The organism is Oceaniglobus roseus (assembly GCF_002869745.1).
Classification (GTDB): Bacteria; Pseudomonadota; Alphaproteobacteria; order Rhodobacterales; family Rhodobacteraceae; genus Oceaniglobus; species Oceaniglobus roseus.
This window is the reverse complement of record NZ_PNOS01000016.1, coordinates 65,239-82,423: the sequence shown is the minus strand read 5'-3', so window position 1 is coordinate 82,423 and position 17,185 is coordinate 65,239. Positions and strand designations below refer to the sequence as shown.

The 17,185-nt window shown below is 69.4% G+C and carries 16 protein-coding genes; all 16 read left to right on the top strand.

Translation table 11 applies throughout. The features are described 5' to 3' along the window. Positions 1 to 357 precede the first annotated feature (357 nt). The 16 genes from A7B20_RS10115 (at position 358) to A7B20_RS10040 (ending at position 17,184) form a co-directional block, all read left to right on the top strand. A complete protein-coding gene (locus A7B20_RS10115; protein WP_102108456.1) occupies positions 358 to 1,989 on the top strand; it encodes an amidohydrolase in 1,632 nt (543 codons plus the stop codon). Positions 1,990 to 1,992: 3 nt separating this feature from the next. Continuing rightward, the gene (locus A7B20_RS10110; protein ID WP_102108455.1) at positions 1,993 to 2,931 is read left to right on the top strand and encodes an ABC transporter permease; all 939 of its coding nucleotides are present in this window, start codon (positions 1,993 to 1,995) and stop codon (positions 2,929 to 2,931) included. Positions 2,932 to 3,001: 70 nt separating this feature from the next. Further along, positions 3,002 to 3,886: an ABC transporter permease gene (locus A7B20_RS10105; RefSeq protein ID WP_102108454.1), complete on the top strand. Its 885-nt coding sequence runs from the start codon at positions 3,002 to 3,004 to the stop codon at positions 3,884 to 3,886. 52 nt (positions 3,887 to 3,938) lie between these two features. Then, positions 3,939 to 5,507, top strand: coding sequence for an ABC transporter substrate-binding protein (locus A7B20_RS10100; RefSeq protein ID WP_102108453.1), 1,569 nt, complete (start codon positions 3,939 to 3,941; stop codon positions 5,505 to 5,507). A gap of 199 nt (positions 5,508 to 5,706) precedes the next feature. Next, positions 5,707 to 7,140, top strand: a complete 1,434-nt coding sequence (locus A7B20_RS10095; protein WP_102108452.1) for an amidohydrolase family protein — start codon at positions 5,707 to 5,709, stop codon at positions 7,138 to 7,140. A gap of 54 nt (positions 7,141 to 7,194) precedes the next feature. Next, a complete protein-coding gene (locus A7B20_RS10090) occupies positions 7,195 to 8,181 on the top strand; it encodes an ABC transporter ATP-binding protein (RefSeq protein ID WP_102108451.1) in 987 nt (328 codons plus the stop codon). After that, positions 8,178 to 9,239, top strand: coding sequence for an ABC transporter ATP-binding protein (locus A7B20_RS10085; RefSeq protein ID WP_102108450.1), 1,062 nt, complete (start codon positions 8,178 to 8,180; stop codon positions 9,237 to 9,239). The genes A7B20_RS10090 and A7B20_RS10085 overlap by 4 nt, the downstream gene beginning before the upstream one ends. Continuing rightward, on the top strand, positions 9,236 to 10,786 hold the full coding sequence (locus A7B20_RS10080; protein ID WP_245866789.1) for an acetolactate synthase large subunit: 1,551 nt from the start codon (positions 9,236 to 9,238) through the stop codon (positions 10,784 to 10,786). The genes A7B20_RS10085 and A7B20_RS10080 overlap by 4 nt, the downstream gene beginning before the upstream one ends. A 125-nt stretch (positions 10,787 to 10,911) precedes the next feature. Beyond that, the gene (locus A7B20_RS10075; protein ID WP_102108448.1) at positions 10,912 to 11,751 is read left to right on the top strand and encodes a transporter substrate-binding domain-containing protein; all 840 of its coding nucleotides are present in this window, start codon (positions 10,912 to 10,914) and stop codon (positions 11,749 to 11,751) included. Between the two features lies 1 nt (position 11,752). Then, positions 11,753 to 12,520, top strand: a complete 768-nt coding sequence (locus tag A7B20_RS10070) for an amino acid ABC transporter ATP-binding protein (RefSeq protein WP_102108447.1) — start codon at positions 11,753 to 11,755, stop codon at positions 12,518 to 12,520. Between the two features lie 5 nt (positions 12,521 to 12,525). After that, a complete protein-coding gene (locus tag A7B20_RS10065; protein ID WP_102108446.1) occupies positions 12,526 to 13,200 on the top strand; it encodes an amino acid ABC transporter permease in 675 nt (224 codons plus the stop codon). A 2-nt stretch (positions 13,201 to 13,202) separates the two neighbouring features. After that, positions 13,203 to 13,868: an amino acid ABC transporter permease gene (locus A7B20_RS10060; protein WP_102108445.1), complete on the top strand. Its 666-nt coding sequence runs from the start codon at positions 13,203 to 13,205 to the stop codon at positions 13,866 to 13,868. A gap of 10 nt (positions 13,869 to 13,878) precedes the next feature. Further along, complete coding sequence (locus tag A7B20_RS10055) at positions 13,879 to 14,823, top strand: N-carbamoyl-D-amino-acid hydrolase (RefSeq protein WP_102108444.1); 945 nt, start codon at positions 13,879 to 13,881, stop codon at positions 14,821 to 14,823. Next, on the top strand, positions 14,820 to 15,467 hold the full coding sequence (locus A7B20_RS10050; RefSeq protein WP_245866785.1) for a flavin reductase family protein: 648 nt from the start codon (positions 14,820 to 14,822) through the stop codon (positions 15,465 to 15,467). The genes A7B20_RS10055 and A7B20_RS10050 overlap by 4 nt, the downstream gene beginning before the upstream one ends. Continuing rightward, positions 15,464 to 16,396, top strand: coding sequence for a dihydrodipicolinate synthase family protein (locus tag A7B20_RS10045; protein WP_102108443.1), 933 nt, complete (start codon positions 15,464 to 15,466; stop codon positions 16,394 to 16,396). The genes A7B20_RS10050 and A7B20_RS10045 overlap by 4 nt, the downstream gene beginning before the upstream one ends. Next, a complete protein-coding gene (locus A7B20_RS10040) occupies positions 16,396 to 17,184 on the top strand; it encodes an SDR family oxidoreductase (protein ID WP_102108442.1) in 789 nt (262 codons plus the stop codon). The genes A7B20_RS10045 and A7B20_RS10040 overlap by 1 nt, the downstream gene beginning before the upstream one ends. Position 17,185 lies beyond the last annotated feature (1 nt).

The window sequence follows — 17,185 nt, the reverse complement described above, 5'->3', positions numbered from 1 at the left end:
GCGCCGGGGGGGGGGGGGGGGGGGGGGGGCGCCCCCCCCCCCCCCCCGCACCCCTCTCCCGTCTCGTGCACCGGCCCCGTAGGGACCTGCCGAATTTTGATGCACCCGACCCCGCCCGGGCGGATCATCCGGGCGACGAATATTCTTATCGAATAATTAATGACCGTCCCGCTGCGCCGCGTCGCAGGAATTTGTCCCATGATCGCAAGCCCTTGCGGGCCGCGGCGGTCTGTCCTGCGGGACGTGCCGAGGTTGACAGGATGTCGCGCCCCCCGGTTTCCTCGTCCCCATGACCAGCAGGACAGACGGCGGGCGCCTTCCCGTGCCCCGCCCCGGCAAGGGGGCCGACGCATCACAATGACATCGCTCATCCAGGCCGACACGGTGCTGAAGAACGGCAAGATCTGGCGCGGACTGGGGCTCGACCCGGTGCAGTCCATCGCCCTCTGGGGCGGCAGGGTGCTGGCCTGCGGCACGGATGACGAGATCGCGGCCCTGACCGGCCCCGACACCACCGTGATCGATCTCGCCGGCCGTCTCGCCACGCCGGGGCTCAACGACGCGCACATGCACCTGATCCCCTACGGCACCGCCATGGCCGAGGTCGATCTGCGCACGAAGGCGGCGCCGACCCTGGCGGCGCTGCTCGACGCGGTGCGCGCCCGTGCGGCCGAGACGCCGAAGGGCGACTGGGTGGTGGGCCGCGGCTATGACCACTTCAAGCTCGACACCGGCCGCCATCCGTTCCGCGAGGAGCTGGACGAGGCGGCGCCGGATCACCCGGTTTATATCGTGCGCACCTGCGGCCACCTTGCCGTCGCCAACTCGAAGGCGCTGGAACTGGCGGGCATTACCGACGACACGCCCTCGCCGCCGGGCGGGCTGATCGAGCGGCAGAACGGGCGGCTGACCGGGCTTGTCGCCGAGACGGGGCGCGAGCCGATCATGGACGTGCTGCCCGAGAACACCGTCGAGACCCTGGTGCAGAGCATCGAGCGGGCAGGGGCGGACCTGCTGTCGCGCGGCATCACGTCCTGCATGGAGGCGGCCGTCGGCATCCGCGACGGCTGGACCGAGATGCTGGCCTACCAGACCGCCCACCGCACCGGCCGCCTGCCGGTCCGGGTCTACGCGACGCTGATGGGCGACAAGGGGCGCACGATCCTCGAACAGGCCCACGGTTCGGGCGTGGTCTCGGGCGGCGGGGACGACATGTTCCGCATCGGCCCGGTGAAGATCTTCACAGACGGTTCGGCCGGCGGGCGCACCGCGGCGATGACGAAGCCCTATCTCGGCGGCGATCCCGACGACCTGGGCCTGCTCTGCATCCCCGACGACGAAGTGAACGCCATGGTGATGGACGGCCACCGGAAGGGCTATCGCTTCGCCATCCACGCCATCGGCGACGCCGCCATCGAACAGGTGCTGAACGCGCTTCAGGCGGCGCTCGAGGCGCACCCGGATCCCGACCGCCGCCACCGGATCGAGCATTGCGGCTGGCTGCGCCCCGACCAGATGGAGCGGATGAAGGCCCTGCACGTCCTGCCCGCGCCGCAGCCCGCCTTCCTCTATTATTTCGGCGATCTCTACCTGACCATCGCCGAGAAGGAGCGGGTGGAGGCGAGCCACCCGATGCGGACCTGGATCGACGCGGGGCTCCACCCTTCGGCCTCCACCGACTGCCCGGTGGTCGAGATCGACCCCTTCGCCAACCTCTACACCATGGTGACGCGCAAGACCGACCGTGGCACGGTGCTCGGGCCGGAGCACTGCCTGACCATCGAGGAGGCCCTGAACGCCTACACCTACGAGTCCGCCTATGCGGCCCACGAGGAGGGGATCAAGGGGCGGCTCGTGCCCGGGCAGCTGGCGGACGTCGCGGTGTTCGACACCGATCTTCTGACCTGCGCGCCCGAGGCGATCCTGACCGCGCGCTGCGACCTCGCCATCCTCGGCGGCCGCGTCGCATACCAGCGGGGAGAGGGCTGAGGCGTGCTGACCCAGATCGCGAACCGCCTGCTGATCTCGATCCCCGTGCTCTTCGGGGTGCTGCTGCTGGGCTTCGGCCTTCTGATCCTCGTTCCCGGCGACCCCGCCATCGTCATGGCCGGGCCCACGGCGACGCCGGACGTGGTCGAGGCGATCCGCCAGGAGATGGGGCTGGACCGCCCCGTTCTGGTGCAGTTCTTCTCCTATCTCGGGCGGGTGCTGCAGGGCGATCTCGGCCGCTCGCTGATCTCGAACAAGACGGTGGTGTCGGAGCTTCTGGCCGCCATCGGGCCCACCGCCGAGCTGATGGTCGCCTGCCTGGTCTGGTCGGTGCCCCTCGGCATCGCGCTCGGCACGCTGGCGGCGGTGTATCGGGGATCGCTGATCGACCGGGCGGTGATGGCGGTGTCGGTGGCGGGCGTTTCCCTGCCGATCTTCTTCATCTGCCTGATGATGATCCATTTCGTCGGCGTCCAGTGGCGGCTCTTGCCCTTCATCGGGCGGGGCGGGCCGCTCTGGACCGTCGAGGGGCTGCGCCACATCGCGCTGCCGGCGCTCTCGCTCGGGGCGATCTTCATCGGCCCCGTGGCGCGGATGACGCGGTCTTCGGTGCTGGAGGTGCTGAAGCTCGACCATGTGCGGACCGCCCGCGCCAAGGGGCTGTCGGAGACGCGGGTGATCCTGAAGCACGGGCTGCGGAACGCGCTGATCCCGGTGGTGACGCTGATCGGACTCCAGGCCGGATACCTCGTCGGCGGCGCGGTGGTGACGGAGAGCATCTTCTCCTATCCCGGCATCGGGCGGCTTGCGGTGGGGGCGATCCTGTCCTCGGACTTCCCGCTGGCGCAGGGGGCGATCCTGATCCTCGCCCTCGGCTTCATCCTGATCAACATGGTGGTCGACATCCTTTACGCCCTTCTTGACCCGCGGGTGCAGGCATGACCGGTCGGGCGCCTGCGCCTTCGGCGACACCCGCCCGCCCGGCCACGCCGTCGCGCGAAGGAGGCCGGCGATGACCACGGTGGAGGACGCCGCGCTCGACGCGCCCGCCCCGGTGCAGCCCTGGTGGCAGCGCCTGTTGCGCGACCCCGCGGCACTGGTCGCGGCCCTGGTGCTGCTGGTCATCGTGCTCTGCGCCGTCTTCGCGCCGCTGATCGCGCCGCACGATCCCTATGCCAGTTCGCGGGCGGTGATGAAGCCCCCGGCCTGGAGCCCGCGGGGCGATTGGACCTGGCCGCTCGGCACCGACGGGCAGGGGCGCGACATGCTCTCGCGGCTGTTCTACGGCACCCGGCTGACGCTGATCATCGGCGTGGTCTCGGTCGGGCTCGGAGGCGTCTTCGGCTCGCTCATGGGGCTGCTTGCCGCCTTCCGCCCGGGGCTCGACCCCTGGGTGATGCGGATCGTCGACGTGCTGCTCTCGTTCCCGGCGATCCTCCTCGGCCTCGCGCTGGTCGCGGTCTCGGGCCCCGGCGCCGCGCCGGTGGTGATGGCGCTGGCCATCGCGACGATCCCGGATTGCGCCCGCATCGCCCGCTCCATTGCCGTGTCGGTGATGAAGCAGGAATACATCGAGGCCGGCCGCGCCCTCGGGCTGTCGGACGGGGCGCTGTTCCTGCGCTACCTCGTGCGCAACTGCATCTCGTCGATCATGATCTTCATCTCGTTGCGCTTCGGGCAGATCATCCTGATCGGCGCCGCGCTCTCCTTCCTCGGGCTTGGCGCGCGGCCACCCACGGCGGAACTCGGGATGATGGCGGCGCAGGGGCGCGACTTCCTGCTCTACGCCCCGCACATCGCGGTGATCCCCTCGGTGCTGATCTTCGTCATCGTGCTGGCCGCCAACATCCTTGGCGACGCGCTGCGCGACGTGCTGGATCCGCGGCTGAGGTCCTGAGACCGGCAACCACAAGACGACACACAGCAAAACGACAGGGAAAGGAAACGAGATGAAGAGACTGATGGCGACGACGGCGCTTCTGGCGCTCGCCGGCATGGCCCAGGCGGCCGAGATCACCATCGTGCGCGAGGTCGACAGCAACAACTACGACCCGCACAAGACCACCTCGCGCGCCGCGTCGGAGGTGCTGTTCATGCTCGGCGACACGCTGGTGTCGCTGGCGCCGGACATGCAGACCATCGACACCGGCGTGGCGGAAAGCTGGGAGGTCAGCGAGGACGGCAAGACCTATACCTTCAGGATCCGCGACGACATCAGCTTCTGCGACGGCAAGAAGCTGACCGCCGCCGACGTGGTCTATTCGATGAACCGCTGGATCGACCCCGAGACCAAGTCCCCGGTCGCCTGGCGCGCGGGCGAGGTGGAAAGCGTGACCGCGACCGACGACTACACCGTCGAATACAAGCTGAAGGCGCCGTTCTCGGAACTGCTCTACCAGCTGACCCAGAGCTTCGGCACCATCGTCGACCAGGCCAATGTCGAGGCGCTCGGCGACGATTTCGGCGTCACCGGCTTCAACGGCACCGGGCCCTTCTGCTGGGGCGAGTGGACGCCGCGCGACAAGATGATTGTCACCAAGCACGACGGCTATACCTGGGGCGCGCCGTTCCACAAGAACCAGGGCCCGGCGTCGATGGACCAGATCACCTGGCAGATCGTCCCCGAGGAGAACACCCGCACCGTCGCCGTCATCACCGGGCAAAGCCAGGTGACGCAGTATGTCCCCTACATCGCTCTGGAGCAGCTGAAGTCGTCGCCGGGGATCGAGGTGGTGCAGTCCGACCTTGCCTTCTGGACCTACTTCATGGGCTTCAAGATCGACAAGGAGACGGTGTCGGACCCCGCCGTGCGCACCGCGATCAACCTGGCCGTCGACCAGGAGGCGATGGCCGAGGATCTGTTCTTCGGCGTCGTGCAGCCCGCCTATTCCTACGTCAGCCAGGAGGCGCTGGACTGGAACCACGACCTGGACGACAAGCTGCTGAAGTACGACCCCGAGAAGGCGAACCAGATCCTTGACGAGGCGGGCTGGGTGCGCGGCGACGACGGCGTGCGGTCGAAGGACGGCGTGAAGCTGGCGCCGGTGGCCTATGTCTTCGCCGGCTCGACCTGGGGCAAGATCTCGGAAGCGGTGCAGGCGTACCTGCGCGAGATCGGCGTCGACATGCAGATCCAGGCGTTCGACGCGACCGTCGCCTGGGGCAAGCTCGCCACGCAGGAGTTCGACATGTTCGGCATGTCCTTCCCCTATGTCTCGTCGGGCGACGCGCTGAACCTCTACTTCCGCTCGCAGAACATGCCGACGCCGAACCGGATGAACTGGAACGATCCGAAGACGGACGAGCTGCTGCTGACCGGCGCCACCGCCACCAACGACGCCGACCGCGCCGCGGCCTATGGCGAGGTGCTGGAACTGGTGCAGGACGCCGCCGTCTGGCTGCCGCTCTACCACGAGCCGATGGTGATCGCCCAGTCGACGGACCTCGAGACCGTGGTGCCCCACAACATCTACGGCTCGGGCCTCTACAAGGGGCTGGACCTGAAGTTCAAGGAGTGAGGTGCGAACCTGCGCCCGTCTCTGGGTCGGGCGCAGGTCGACCTAGCCACCGCGGGCCGCTCCGAAGGTAGGGAGGCCCCCGGCCGCGGGCGGGGGAGAAGCCCCCGCCCGGGGGGGCGGTCGGGGGCTGCCCGCCGTTACCGCCGGACGACACTCAGCCGCTGAAGTCCCGTCAACATCCGCTCGCGAAAGTCACACCATGCCCGTCACCGTCATCCGCAACGCCGCCTGGATCGTCGCCTACGACGCCGAACAAGGCTCCCACCAGTACCTGACCGGCGGCGATGTCGCCTTCGACGGCGACACCATCACCCATGTCGGCGGCCGCTACGACGGCCCGGCAGAGACCGAGATAGACGGCACGAACCGCCTTGTCTCTCCGGGTCTCGTCAACATCCACTCGCATCCGTCGTCCGAGGCGATGAACAAGGGCTTCCTGGACGAACTCGGCTCGCCCCGGCTCGGGATGTCCTCGCTCTACGAGTACATGCCGCTGTTCCGCTGCGACGACGAGGGGCGCGAGGCCTGCGTGCAGGTCACCTACAGCGAGCTGCTGAAATCCGGGGTGACGACGCTGGTGGACCTTTCCGTCGCCTGGGACGGCTGGATCGACACCTTCGCCGCCTCGGGCCTCCGGGGCATCGTCAGCCCGATGTACCGCTCGGCGCGCTGGTACACCGACAACGGCCACGTCGTGAACTACGAATGGGAAGCCGACGGGGGCAGGGCGGCGATGGAGCAGGCCATCGCCACGGTCGATGCCGCCATGGCCCACCCCTCGGGCCGCCTCTCGGGCATGATCTCTCCCTCCCAGATCGACACCTGCACGCCCGAGCTGATCCGCGACAGCTTCGCCCTGGCGCAGGAGCGGGGGCTGCCGTTCCAGATCCACGCCGCGCAATCGGTGGTGGAGTTCACCGAGATCACCCGCCGCCACGGCATGACCCCGCTCGAATGGCTCGACAGCCTCGGGGTGCTGAAGGCGGGCGCGATCATCGGCCACGGCATCTTCCTGAACGACTACGGCCATGTCTTCTGGCCCGAGGCGGACGATTTCGGCCTCCTGCAACGCTCGGGCGCCGCCGTCGCCCATTGCCCGACCGTGTTCCAGCGCCGCGGCATCACCATGAACACGGTCGGCCGCTACATCCGCGGCGGCATCCCGGTCGGGATCGGCACCGACACCTATCCCCACAACATGCTGGAGGAGATGCGCACCGCCCTCTACATCTCGCGCGTGGTGTCGAGGAACCCCTATGACCTTCGCACCTCCGACATCTTCGACGCGGCCACGACCGGCGGGGCGAAGATCCTCGGGCGCGACGACATCGGCAGGCTTGCCGTGGGCGCGAAGGCCGACCTGTTCCTTGCCGACATCACCCATCCGCAGATGATGCCCGTTCGCGATCCGCTCCGCTCGCTGATCTACGTCGCGGCCGAGCGGGCGGTGAAGGACGTGTTCGTCGACGGCCGCCATGTCGTCGTCGACGGCGAGGTGCCGGCCTTCGACCTGCCCGCCGCGCTGGAGAAGCTGGAGGCGGCGCAGCGCCGGGCCGAGGAGGCGTTCCGGACGCTCGATTTCGCCGGGCGGACCCACGACCAGGCGTCGCCCTTCACCTATGGGCGGGGCTGAGACGTGACGGGGTCGCCGAGCACCACGCACAGGGAAATCCTGCAGGAGCCGCAGATGGATCACGCGCCGCTTCTCGAGGTGGAAGACCTCGCCGTCGAGTTCCGCATCGGCGGCACCGTGCAGCGGGCGGTGCAGGGGGTGTCGCTGTCGCTTCACAGCGGCAAGACGCTGGGCGTGGTGGGGGAGTCGGGCTGCGGCAAGTCCGTGACCTCGCTCTCGATCATGCGGCTCGTGCCGCAGCCGCCGGGGCACTACGCGGGCGGGGCGATCCGGTTCAAGGGTCGCGACCTCCTGAAGCTGTCCGAGACCGAGATGAGGAAGCTGCGCGGCGGCGAGATCGGGATGATCTTCCAGGAACCTATGACCTCGCTCAACCCGGTCTACACCTGCGGCGCGCAGATCGAGGAGAGCCTTTCGGTCCATTCCGGCCTGTCGCGCAAGGCCGCCCGCGACCGCGCGGTCGAGATGCTGGACCTCGTCGGGCTGCCCTCGCCGAGAAGCCGCGCCGACGATTACCCGCACCAGCTGTCGGGCGGGCAGCGGCAGCGGGTGATGATCGCGCTGGCGCTGGCGAACGATCCGGCGTTGCTGATCGCGGACGAGCCGACCACCGCGCTCGACGTCACGATCCAGGCGCAGATCCTTGATCTCATGGGAGAACTTCGCGAACGCACCGGCGCCGCGGTGATGCTCGTCACCCACGACCTCGGCGTCGTGGCGCAGACCTGCGACGACGTCGTGGTGATGTACGCGGGCCGCGTGGTGGAACGTGCCAGCACCGCCGCGCTCTTCTCCGACCCCCAGCATCCCTACACCGTGGGCCTGATGGCCGCCGTGCCCCGCATCGGCAGCGCCGCGGGCCGCCTTGCCACCATTCCCGGCACCGTTCCGCCGCCCTGGGCGAAGATCGGCGGCTGCCGCTTCGCCTCGCGCTGCCCGCTGGCCACAGACCACTGCCGCGCCGAGGATCCGCCGCTTGCCGAGCTTGCCCCCGGCCACACCGTCGCCTGCTGGCGCGCCCCGATCGAGGCCGCGGCATGAGCGCGATGCTGGAGGTCCGGGGCCTGACCAAGCATTTCCCCGTCCGCCGCGGCGTCCTTCGCCGCCAGGTCGGCACGGTGCAGGCCGTCACCGACGTGAGCTTCGACGTGAACGAGGGCGAAACCCTTGCCATCGTCGGCGAATCCGGCTGCGGCAAGTCCACCATCGGCCGCACGCTTTTGCGGCTGCTGGAGCCGACCGCGGGCACGGTCAGCCTGGACGGCACGCAGGTCATGGACCTGCCCGCCGCCGACATGCGCGAGATGCGCAAGCGGATGCAGATCATCTTCCAGGATCCCTTCGGCTCGCTCAATCCCCGCATGACCGTGGCCGAGACGCTGGCCGAGCCGCTGCTGCTCCACGGCCTCGCCACCTCGTCGGACGTGAAGGGCAAGGTCGATGCGCTGCTCGAAACCTGCGGGCTGCAACCCTGGCACGCGGGCCGCTTCCCGCACGAGTTCTCGGGCGGCCAGCGCCAGCGCGTCGGCATCGCCCGCGCCCTCGCCACCCGGCCAAGGCTCATCGTCTGCGACGAACCGGTCAGCGCGCTCGACGTCAGCGTGCAGGCGCAGATCGTGAACCTTCTGAAGGATTTGCAGACCGAGTTCGGCATCGGCTATGTCTTCATCAGCCACGACCTTGCCGTGGTGCGGCACATGGCGGCGCGGGTCGCCGTCGTCTACCTCGGACGGATCGTGGAGGAGGCGCCGGTGGCCGAGCTGTTCGCCACGCCGCGCCATCCCTACACCCGTTCGCTGATCGCCGCCGCGCCGCGACCCGATCCCGCCGCGCGCAAGACCAGCGCGCCGGTCGAGGGCGACCTGCCGTCGGCGCTGAACCCGCCGCCCGGCTGCGCCTTCCACCCGCGCTGCCCGCTGGCCGAGGCGCGCTGCCGCACCGAACGCCCCGTGCTGCGCCCTCTGGGCAAGGCCCGCGTCGCCTGCCACTTTGCCGAGACCGCTCCGACCACCGAGGCGGCGGCCGAAAATCCGCCCTCCGAGGCGCTGACCCGCCGCCTCCAGGTGCTCGAAGCCGCGCGGCAGAAGGAAAACACATGAAAGACCAAGCTCCCATGAACGGCGCCGAATCCGTCGTCCGTTCGCTCCACGGCGCCGGTGTTCGCGTCTGTTTCGCCAACCCCGGCACCTCGGAGATGCAGTTCGTCGACGCGCTCGACCGCACCGGGCTCCTGCGCTGCGTGCTGGGGCTGTTCGAGGGCGTCGTGACCGGCGCCGCCGACGGCTATGCGCGGATGGCGGACGTCCCCGCGGTGACGCTGCTGCACCTCGCGCCGGGCCTCGCGAATGCGGGCGCGAACATGCACAACGCCCGCAAGGCGCGCTCGCCCATGGTGAACCTCGTGGGCGACCATGCCGTGCGCCACCGCGACTACGACGCGCCGCTGACCGCCGACGTGGCGGGCGCGGCGGCCCCGTTCTCGGACTGGGTGAAGACCGCGACCAGCCCCGAGAGCTTCGCCGCGGACGCGATGGAGGCGCTCGGCGCCGCCATGTCGCGGCCGAACAAGGTCGCCACCCTGATCGCCCCCGCCGACATCGGCTGGGACGCGGGCGGGCAGATCGCGCCGCCGCCGGCCGCGCCGGAGTTCGCGCCGCTGGAGGAGGCGGCGGTCGAGAGGGCGGCAGGGATGCTCGGCCCCGACACCGTGATCCTCGTCAGCGGCCGGGTGCTGGAGACGCCCGAGGCGGTGGCGCAGCTTCAGGGCATCGCGGCGCAAACCGGGGCGAAGGCGCTGGCCCCGACCTCGAACCGGCGGTTCGACCGCGGGGCGGGGCGCGCGGGGATCGCCAGGGTGCCGTATCCGATCAACATGGCGCTCGACACGCTGAAGCCGTTCCGGCGGGCGGTGCTGATCGAGACGGTGGAGCCGGTCGCCTTCTTCGCCTATCCCGACCGCCCCTCGCTGCTGCTGCCCGCGGGCTGCGAGGTGGCGACGCTGACCGGGCGCGACGGCGACGGCCCCGCCGCCGTCGCCGCCCTGGCCGAACGGGTGGGGGCGCAGGCGAACCGCAGCCACGCAAGCCTGCCCCCCGCGCCGCAGGCGGGCGCGATCACGCCCGAGACCATCGCCACGGCCATCGCCAACGCCCTGCCGGAAAACGCCATCGTCGTGGACGAGAGCGTCAGCGGCGGGCGCGACGTCTGGCGGCAGACCGAGGGCGCGCCGCCCCATTCCTGGATCTCGCTCACCGGCGGCGCCATCGGGGACGGCATTCCGCTCGCGCTTGGTGCCGCCATCGCCTGCCCGGAGCGTCCGGTGCTGGCGCTCCAGGCGGACGGCTCGGCCATGTACACGATCCAGGGCCTCTGGTCGCAGGCGCGGGAGGGGGCGAACGTGACCACCGTGGTCTTCGCCAACCGATCCTACGAGATCCTGAAGATCGAGCTTTTCGCCGTCGGCGCCAATCCGGGCCGCTCCGCCCTCGACATGCTGGACCTCGACCGCCCGGCGCTCGACTTCGTGGCGATCGCGAAGGGCATGGGAGTGCCGGGCCGCCGGGTCGAGGACGTGGCCGAGCTGCAGCGCGCCATCGCCGACGCCATGGCCGAGCCGGGGCCGTTCCTGGTCGAGGCGGCGATGTGAGCGGGTATGGGGCCGAGAAATGATCCTATCGGAAATCTCATAAGGCCACGGTCATTCTTCACTGGGTCGGCGCCGCCGGCCCGGCTTACGCTGACACCAAAGAAAACGACAACAGGAGGTCCACGATGAACTGCAAGCTTTCGATTGCCGTCCTTGCCGCCGCGCTCGCCCTTGGCGGGGCCGCCAGGGCACAGGACAAGACCTATACCGTCGCCGTCGACGGCACCTTCGCGCCCCACGCCATGCCGTCGCTGTCGGGCGGGGTCGAGGGCTTCAACATCGACCTCGCCAACGAGATCGGCACACGGCTCGGCGCGAAGATGGACATCGTCGCCACCCAGTTCTCGGGCATCCTGCCGGGCCTCGCCGCGGGCACCTACGACTTCGTCGTCGCCCCCACCACGATCACCAAGGAGCGGGCCGACAGCGTGCTGTTCTCGGAGGGCTACCTGAACACCGACTTCGGCTTCGTGGTGAAGAAGGGGACCGAGGACATCACCGACCTCGAGGGCTTCGAGGGCAAGGTGATCGCGGTCAACAAGGGCTCGGTCTATGACAGCTGGGCGCGCGAGAAGGAGGGCGAGGTCGGCTGGACGGTCGAAAGCTACGGCACCAACGCCGATGCGGTCCAGGCGGTGATGTCGGGCCGCGCCTTCGCCAACGTCGCGGGCAACACCGTGTCGGCCTGGGCCGTGAAGCAGAACCCGCAGCTGCAACTCAGCTACGTCTTCTCCACCGGCCTCGTCTGGGGGATGCCGTTCAGGAAGGGCGACGAGGAGCTGCGCGCGACGGTCGAGAAGGTGATCGAGTGCATGAAGACCGACGGCACCATGGCGGCGCTGAGCGAGAAGTGGTTCGGCACAATCCCCGAGCCGGGCTCGGCCGCCGTGACGCCGCAGCCGGGCTTCGGCGAGCCGGGCTTCGCCGGTTACGTCGAGGACGACCACACCCCAGGCTGCAACTGACATGGCGTCCGTCGCAGCCTCCGGGGGCGCCGCGGACGCGGCGGCCCTGTCGGTCCGGGCGCTGCACAAGTCCTTCGGCGCCGACGAGGTGCTGAAGGGCATCGACCTCGACGTGCGGCGCGGCGAGATGGTGTTCGTGCTGGGGCCGTCGGGTTCGGGCAAGTCCACCATGCTGCGCTGCTGCAACCGGCTGGAGGAACCCGACAGCGGCGAGGTGCTGGTGGAGGGCGACCGGCTGACCGGGCCGGGGGTGAACCTCAACCGGATGCGCCAGCGGATCGGGATGGTATTCCAGTCCTTCAACCTCTACCCGCACCTTTCGGCACTCGGCAACGTCACCCTCGCGCTGCGCCGCGTGCAGGGCATGGCGAAGGCCGAGGCCGAGGCGGCTGGGATCGAGGCGCTGAACCGCGTCGGCCTGTCGGACCGCGCCCGCCACTATCCCTCGCAGCTTTCGGGCGGCCAGCAGCAGCGGGTGGCCATCGCGCGGGCGCTGGCGCTGAAGCCCTCGGTCATGCTGTTCGACGAGCCGACCTCGGCGCTGGATCCCGAGCTGGTGGGCGACGTGCTGGACGTGATGCGGGACGTGGCGGGGCAGGGGATGACCATGCTCGTCGTCAGCCACGAGATGAAGTTCGCCCGCGATGCCGCCGACCGCGTCATCTTCATGGACGGCGGCGTGATCGTCGAGCAGGGACCGCCCGAACAGGTCTTCGGCGCCCCGACCGAGGCGCGCACCCGCGCGTTCCTCTCGCGCTTCCACGGGTAGGCGCGATGGAGGTGTTCCTCGACCAGTTCCTGAACCCCGCGGTTCTTGCGAAATACACGCCCCTGATCCTGAAGGGCGCGGGGGTGACGGTGCTGCTGTCGGTTCTGATCGTGCTGGCGGGCATCGCCCTTGGCACGGCGCTCGCCTGCCTGCGCGCCTACAGGATCGCCGCCCTGTCCCTCCCCATCGTGATCTACGCCGACATCTTCCGCGCCCTGCCGCCGCTGGTGCTGATCCTGCTCGCCTATTTCGGACTGCCGAACGTGGGCGTCCTGCTGTCCTCCTTCACCGTGCTGTTCCTGATCCTGACGCTGGTCCTTGCCGCCTTCGCGGAGGAAATCGTCTGGGCCGGCATCACCGCGACGCCGAAGGGCCAGTGGGAGGCCGCGCGGTCGACCGGGCTGACCTTCACCTGGACGCTCGGCCATGTGGTGCTGCCGCAGGCGCTGCGCATGGTGATCCCGCCGCTGACCAACCGCGCCATCGCGATCACCAAGATGACCGCGCTCGGCATGGTGATCGGCGTGCCCGACATCCTCGGGCAGGCGACGACGGCGCAGAGCTTCTCGGCCAATGCCTCGCCGCTGACGCTGGCCGCCGTCGCCTATGTCATCCTGTTCCTGCCCTTCGTCATCGCGTCGCGCTGGCTGGAAGCGCGCTTCGCGCCGCCGGGGGCCTGAGCATGGAGGCGATCCTTCAGCAGTTCTTCAACCTCGACATCATGGCCAAGGCGCTGCCGCTGGTGCTGAAGGGGCTGGGCGTCACGCTTTTGATCTGCGCCGTGGTGATCCCCCTCGGCGCGCTCGGCGGGCTGGTCTTCGCCATCGGATCGGTGGCGAAGAACCGGGCGGTGCGCTGGGTCTCCATCGCCTTCGTCGACCTGTTCCGGGCGACCCCGCCGCTGGTGCTCCTGATCTTCATCTATGCCGGGCTGCCCTTCGCGGGGCTGAAGATCTCGCCCTTCGCCGCCGTCACCGTCGGCTTCTTCCTGAACAACTCCGCCTATTTCGCCGAGATCTTCCGCGCCGGACTGCTGTCGGTGCCGAAGGGGCAGGGCGAGGCGGCACGGTCCACGGGCCTGACCGGCGCCCAGACGCTGCTCTGGGTGACGCTGCCGCAGGCGGTGCGCAACGTGCTGCCGGACCTGCTGTCGAACGTGGTCGAGGTGGTCAAGCTCACCTCGCTCGCCTCGGTGGTGAGCCTCGGGGAAATGCTGCACGCCGCGGGCCTCGTGCGCTCGGTCACTTACAACGCCTCGCCGCTGGTTCTGGCGGCGGGGCTCTACCTGTTGCTGCTCTGGCCGCTGGTGCGCGTGATCGCCCGGTTCGAGCGGCGCATCGCCAGTTGAGGAGGACGACATGCGGGAAATCGTGATCGGCGGGGCCCAGATGGGCCCGATCCAGAGGGCCGAGAGCCGGGCCGAGGTCGTGGCGCGGATGGTCGCGCTGCTGGACCAGGCGGCGGGGGCGGGCTGCGACCTTGTCGTGTTCCCGGAACTCGCGCTGACCACCTTCTTCCCGCGCTGGTACATGGAGGACCAGGTCGAGGTCGACACGTGGTTCGAGTCCGAGATGCCGAACGACGCCACCCGGCCCCTGTTCGACGCGGCCCGGCGGCACGGCATCGCCATCACCTTCGGCTATGCCGAGAAGACGCCGGAAGGGCGGCACTTCAACACCTCGATCCTGACCGACCGGGCGGGCAACATCGTGGGCAAGTACCGCAAGGTGCACCTGCCGGGGCACAGCGAGTTCGACACCGAACGCGCCTTCCAGCACCTCGAGAAGCGGTATTTCGAACCGGGCGACCTGGGCTTTCCGGTCTGGCGCAACCTCGACGCCTGGATGGGCATGTGCATCTGCAACGACCGCCGCTGGCCCGAGGTCTATCGCGAGATGGGGCTGCAGGGGGTGGAGCTGATAACCCTGGGCTACAACACGCCCTCGGTGAACAGCCAGGACAGCCGCGAGGGGCTGGAGCAGCGGCTCTATCACTCCGAGCTGTCGGTGACGGCCGGGGCCTACCAGAACGCGGCTTGGGTCGCGGCCATCGCCAAGGCGGGGGACGAGGACGGGCATCCGCTGATGGCGGGCTCGATCATCGTCGATCCGAACGGCTTCGTCGTGGCGCGCGCAAAGGGCGAGGGGGACGAGCTGATCGTGCATGCCTGCGACATGGACCTCTGCAACTTCGGCAAGGCGACGATCTTCGACTTCGCCCGCCACCGGCGGATCGAGCATTACGGGCGCATCACCGGCCAGACCGGGGTGATCCTGCCGTCCGAGGAAAAAGCCGCCGAATGACCCTGTCCCTCGACCTGAACGCCATGGAGCCGCAGCTGCGCTACAAGCTGCTGACGGCCGTGGTGATCCCGCGCCCCGTCGCCTGGGTGACGACGCTGGGGCCGACCGGCGTGGTCAACGCCGCGCCCTATTCCTTCTTCAACCTCTTCGGACAGGACCCGGCCATCGTCGTCCTCGGCCTCGAACACCGCCCCGACGGCAGCCCCAAGGACACCACCGCCAACATCCGACGTACCGGCGAGTTCGTGGTGAACATCGCGACGCCCGCGCTGACCGAGTCGATGGTGGGCACCGCCGCCGCCTATGCCTCCGACGTGTCCGAGCCCGAGGCGCTCGGCCTCGCCACCGCGCCCTCGGCCCATGTCGCGCCGCCGCGGCTGGCCGATGCTCCGGCGGCGATCGAGTGCCGCCGCCTGACCACGCTCCAGTTCAGCCCCGAGCGGGACATCGTGATCGGGCAGGCGGTGGGGCTTGCCACCGCCGACGGGCTGATCGACACCGACGCCTGGCGCGTCCGCTGGGACGCCGTGGGAGACGGCGACTATCCGGTCGCGCGTCTGTTCGCCGACCGTTATGCAAGGCTGGACGAGATCGCCCCCATGGCGATCCCGGCCGTACCGAAGACCAAGGGAGAGACACGTTGAGCAACCTGATCCACAGAGAGTCCGAGGGGGTGTTCATCATCGCCGCGACGCCGTTCGATGACAGCGGGGCGATCGACTTCGACAGCACCGACCGGATGGTGGACTTCTACCTCGAGTGCGGCGTCACCGGCATGACGATCCTCGGCATCATGGGCGAGGCGCCGAAGATGGCCGGGGACGAGGCGCAGCGCTTCGCCAGCCACATCCTGAAGCGGATCGACGGGCGGGTCCCCGTGATCGTCGGCGTCTCGGCGGCCGGCCTCGACAACATGGCGCGGCTCACGAACACGGTGATGGACGCCGGGGCCGGCGGCGTGATGGTCGCCCCGCAGCCCGGCATGGTGACCGAGGCGAAGCTGAAGGGCTACATGGCGCAGGTCTGCACCGCGCTCGGCGATACGCCGATCTGCTTCCAGGACTACCCGCAGACCACCGGGGTGCAGGTCTCGGTCGAGACGATCCTCGGGCTGACCGTCGATCATCCGCAGATCGTCATGCTGAAGCACGAGGACTGGCCGGGGCTGACGAAGCTTTCGCGGGTCCGGGCCGAGACCGGCACCGGCGACGTGCCGCGCCTGTCGATCCTCACCGGCAACTCGGCGCTGTTCCTTGCGCAGGAGATGCAGCGCGGCGCCGACGGGGCGATGACCGGGTTTGCCTATCCCGAGATGCTGGTGCAGGTTGTGGAGCGGCACAAGGCGGGCGACGTGGACGGGGCGGAAGACCTGTTCGACGCCTACCTGCCGCTGGTGCGCTACGAGCAGCAGCTGGGCCTCGGCCTTGCCATCCGCAAGGAGGTGCTGAAGCGGCGCGGGGTTATCGCGTCCAGCAAGGTCCGCGCGCCCGGTCCGTCGATGACCGCGCGCGACCACGAAGAACTGACGCGCCTGATCGCGCGTCTGGAAAAGCGACTGGGGGAGTTGAACTGATGGATCTGGGACTGAGCGGAAAGCGCGCGCTGGTCATGTCGTCGAGCCGGGGCCTCGGCCTTGGCTGCGCGCAGGCGCTGGCGGCCGAGGGGGCCCATGTGCTGCTGACGGGGCGTTCCGGCGACAAGCTGGAGGCGGCGGCGAAGGCGATCACGGCGAAGGGGCCGGGGAAGGCCGATTTCATCACCGCCGACCTGACCGACAAGGACGCGGTGAACACGCTGGCGAAGGCGGCCGAGGAGATCCTGGGCGGCGTCGACATCCTGGTGAACAACACCGGCGGTCCGCCCCCGGGGCGGATGGTGGACGCCGATACCGAGATCCTGGCCTTCCAGTTCGACACCATGGTGATGAACGTGGTCGAGATGACGAAGCGGCTGCTGCCCGGAATGTGCGAGCGGAAGTGGGGCCGGGTCATCACCATCGGCTCGTCCGGGGTGATCCAGCCGATCCCGAACCTTGGCCTCTCCAATGCCATCCGCTCGGCCCTCGTCGGCTGGTCGAAGTCGCTCAGCAACGACGTGGCGGCGGACGGGGTGACGGTGAACATGCTGCTGCCGGGCCGCATCCACACCGAGCGGGTGGACGAGCTGGACAGCAACGCGGCCGAGAAGACCGGCAAGACGCTGGAGGAGACGCGCGAGGCCTCGAAGGCGGGTATCCCCGCGGGCCGCTACGGCACGGTCGAGGAGTTCGGCGCGGTCTGCGCCTTCCTCGCCTCGGAACAGGCGAGCTATGTCACCGGCAGCCTGATGCGCTGCGACGGCGGCGCGATCCGGTCGGTCTGAG

Excerpts from the sequence above, each read along its gene's own strand:
- A7B20_RS10115 (WP_102108456.1), top strand. The coding sequence starts at position 358 with ATGACATCGCTCATCCAGGCCGACACGGTGCTGAAGAACGGCAAGATC.
- A7B20_RS10105 (WP_102108454.1), top strand. The coding sequence starts at position 3,002 with ATGACCACGGTGGAGGACGCCGCGCTCGACGCGCCCGCCCCGGTGCAG.
- A7B20_RS10100 (WP_102108453.1), top strand. The coding sequence starts at position 3,939 with ATGAAGAGACTGATGGCGACGACGGCGCTTCTGGCGCTCGCCGGCATG.
- A7B20_RS10095 (WP_102108452.1), top strand. The coding sequence starts at position 5,707 with ATGCCCGTCACCGTCATCCGCAACGCCGCCTGGATCGTCGCCTACGAC.
- A7B20_RS10090 (WP_102108451.1), top strand. The coding sequence starts at position 7,195 with ATGGATCACGCGCCGCTTCTCGAGGTGGAAGACCTCGCCGTCGAGTTC.
- A7B20_RS10085 (WP_102108450.1), top strand. The coding sequence starts at position 8,178 with ATGAGCGCGATGCTGGAGGTCCGGGGCCTGACCAAGCATTTCCCCGTC.
- A7B20_RS10080 (WP_245866789.1), top strand. The coding sequence starts at position 9,236 with ATGAAAGACCAAGCTCCCATGAACGGCGCCGAATCCGTCGTCCGTTCG.
- A7B20_RS10075 (WP_102108448.1), top strand. The coding sequence starts at position 10,912 with ATGAACTGCAAGCTTTCGATTGCCGTCCTTGCCGCCGCGCTCGCCCTT.
- A7B20_RS10070 (WP_102108447.1), top strand. The coding sequence starts at position 11,753 with ATGGCGTCCGTCGCAGCCTCCGGGGGCGCCGCGGACGCGGCGGCCCTG.
- A7B20_RS10065 (WP_102108446.1), top strand. The coding sequence starts at position 12,526 with ATGGAGGTGTTCCTCGACCAGTTCCTGAACCCCGCGGTTCTTGCGAAA.
- A7B20_RS10060 (WP_102108445.1), top strand. The coding sequence starts at position 13,203 with ATGGAGGCGATCCTTCAGCAGTTCTTCAACCTCGACATCATGGCCAAG.
- A7B20_RS10055 (WP_102108444.1), top strand. The coding sequence starts at position 13,879 with ATGCGGGAAATCGTGATCGGCGGGGCCCAGATGGGCCCGATCCAGAGG.
- A7B20_RS10050 (WP_245866785.1), top strand. The coding sequence starts at position 14,820 with ATGACCCTGTCCCTCGACCTGAACGCCATGGAGCCGCAGCTGCGCTAC.
- A7B20_RS10040 (WP_102108442.1), top strand. The coding sequence starts at position 16,396 with ATGGATCTGGGACTGAGCGGAAAGCGCGCGCTGGTCATGTCGTCGAGC.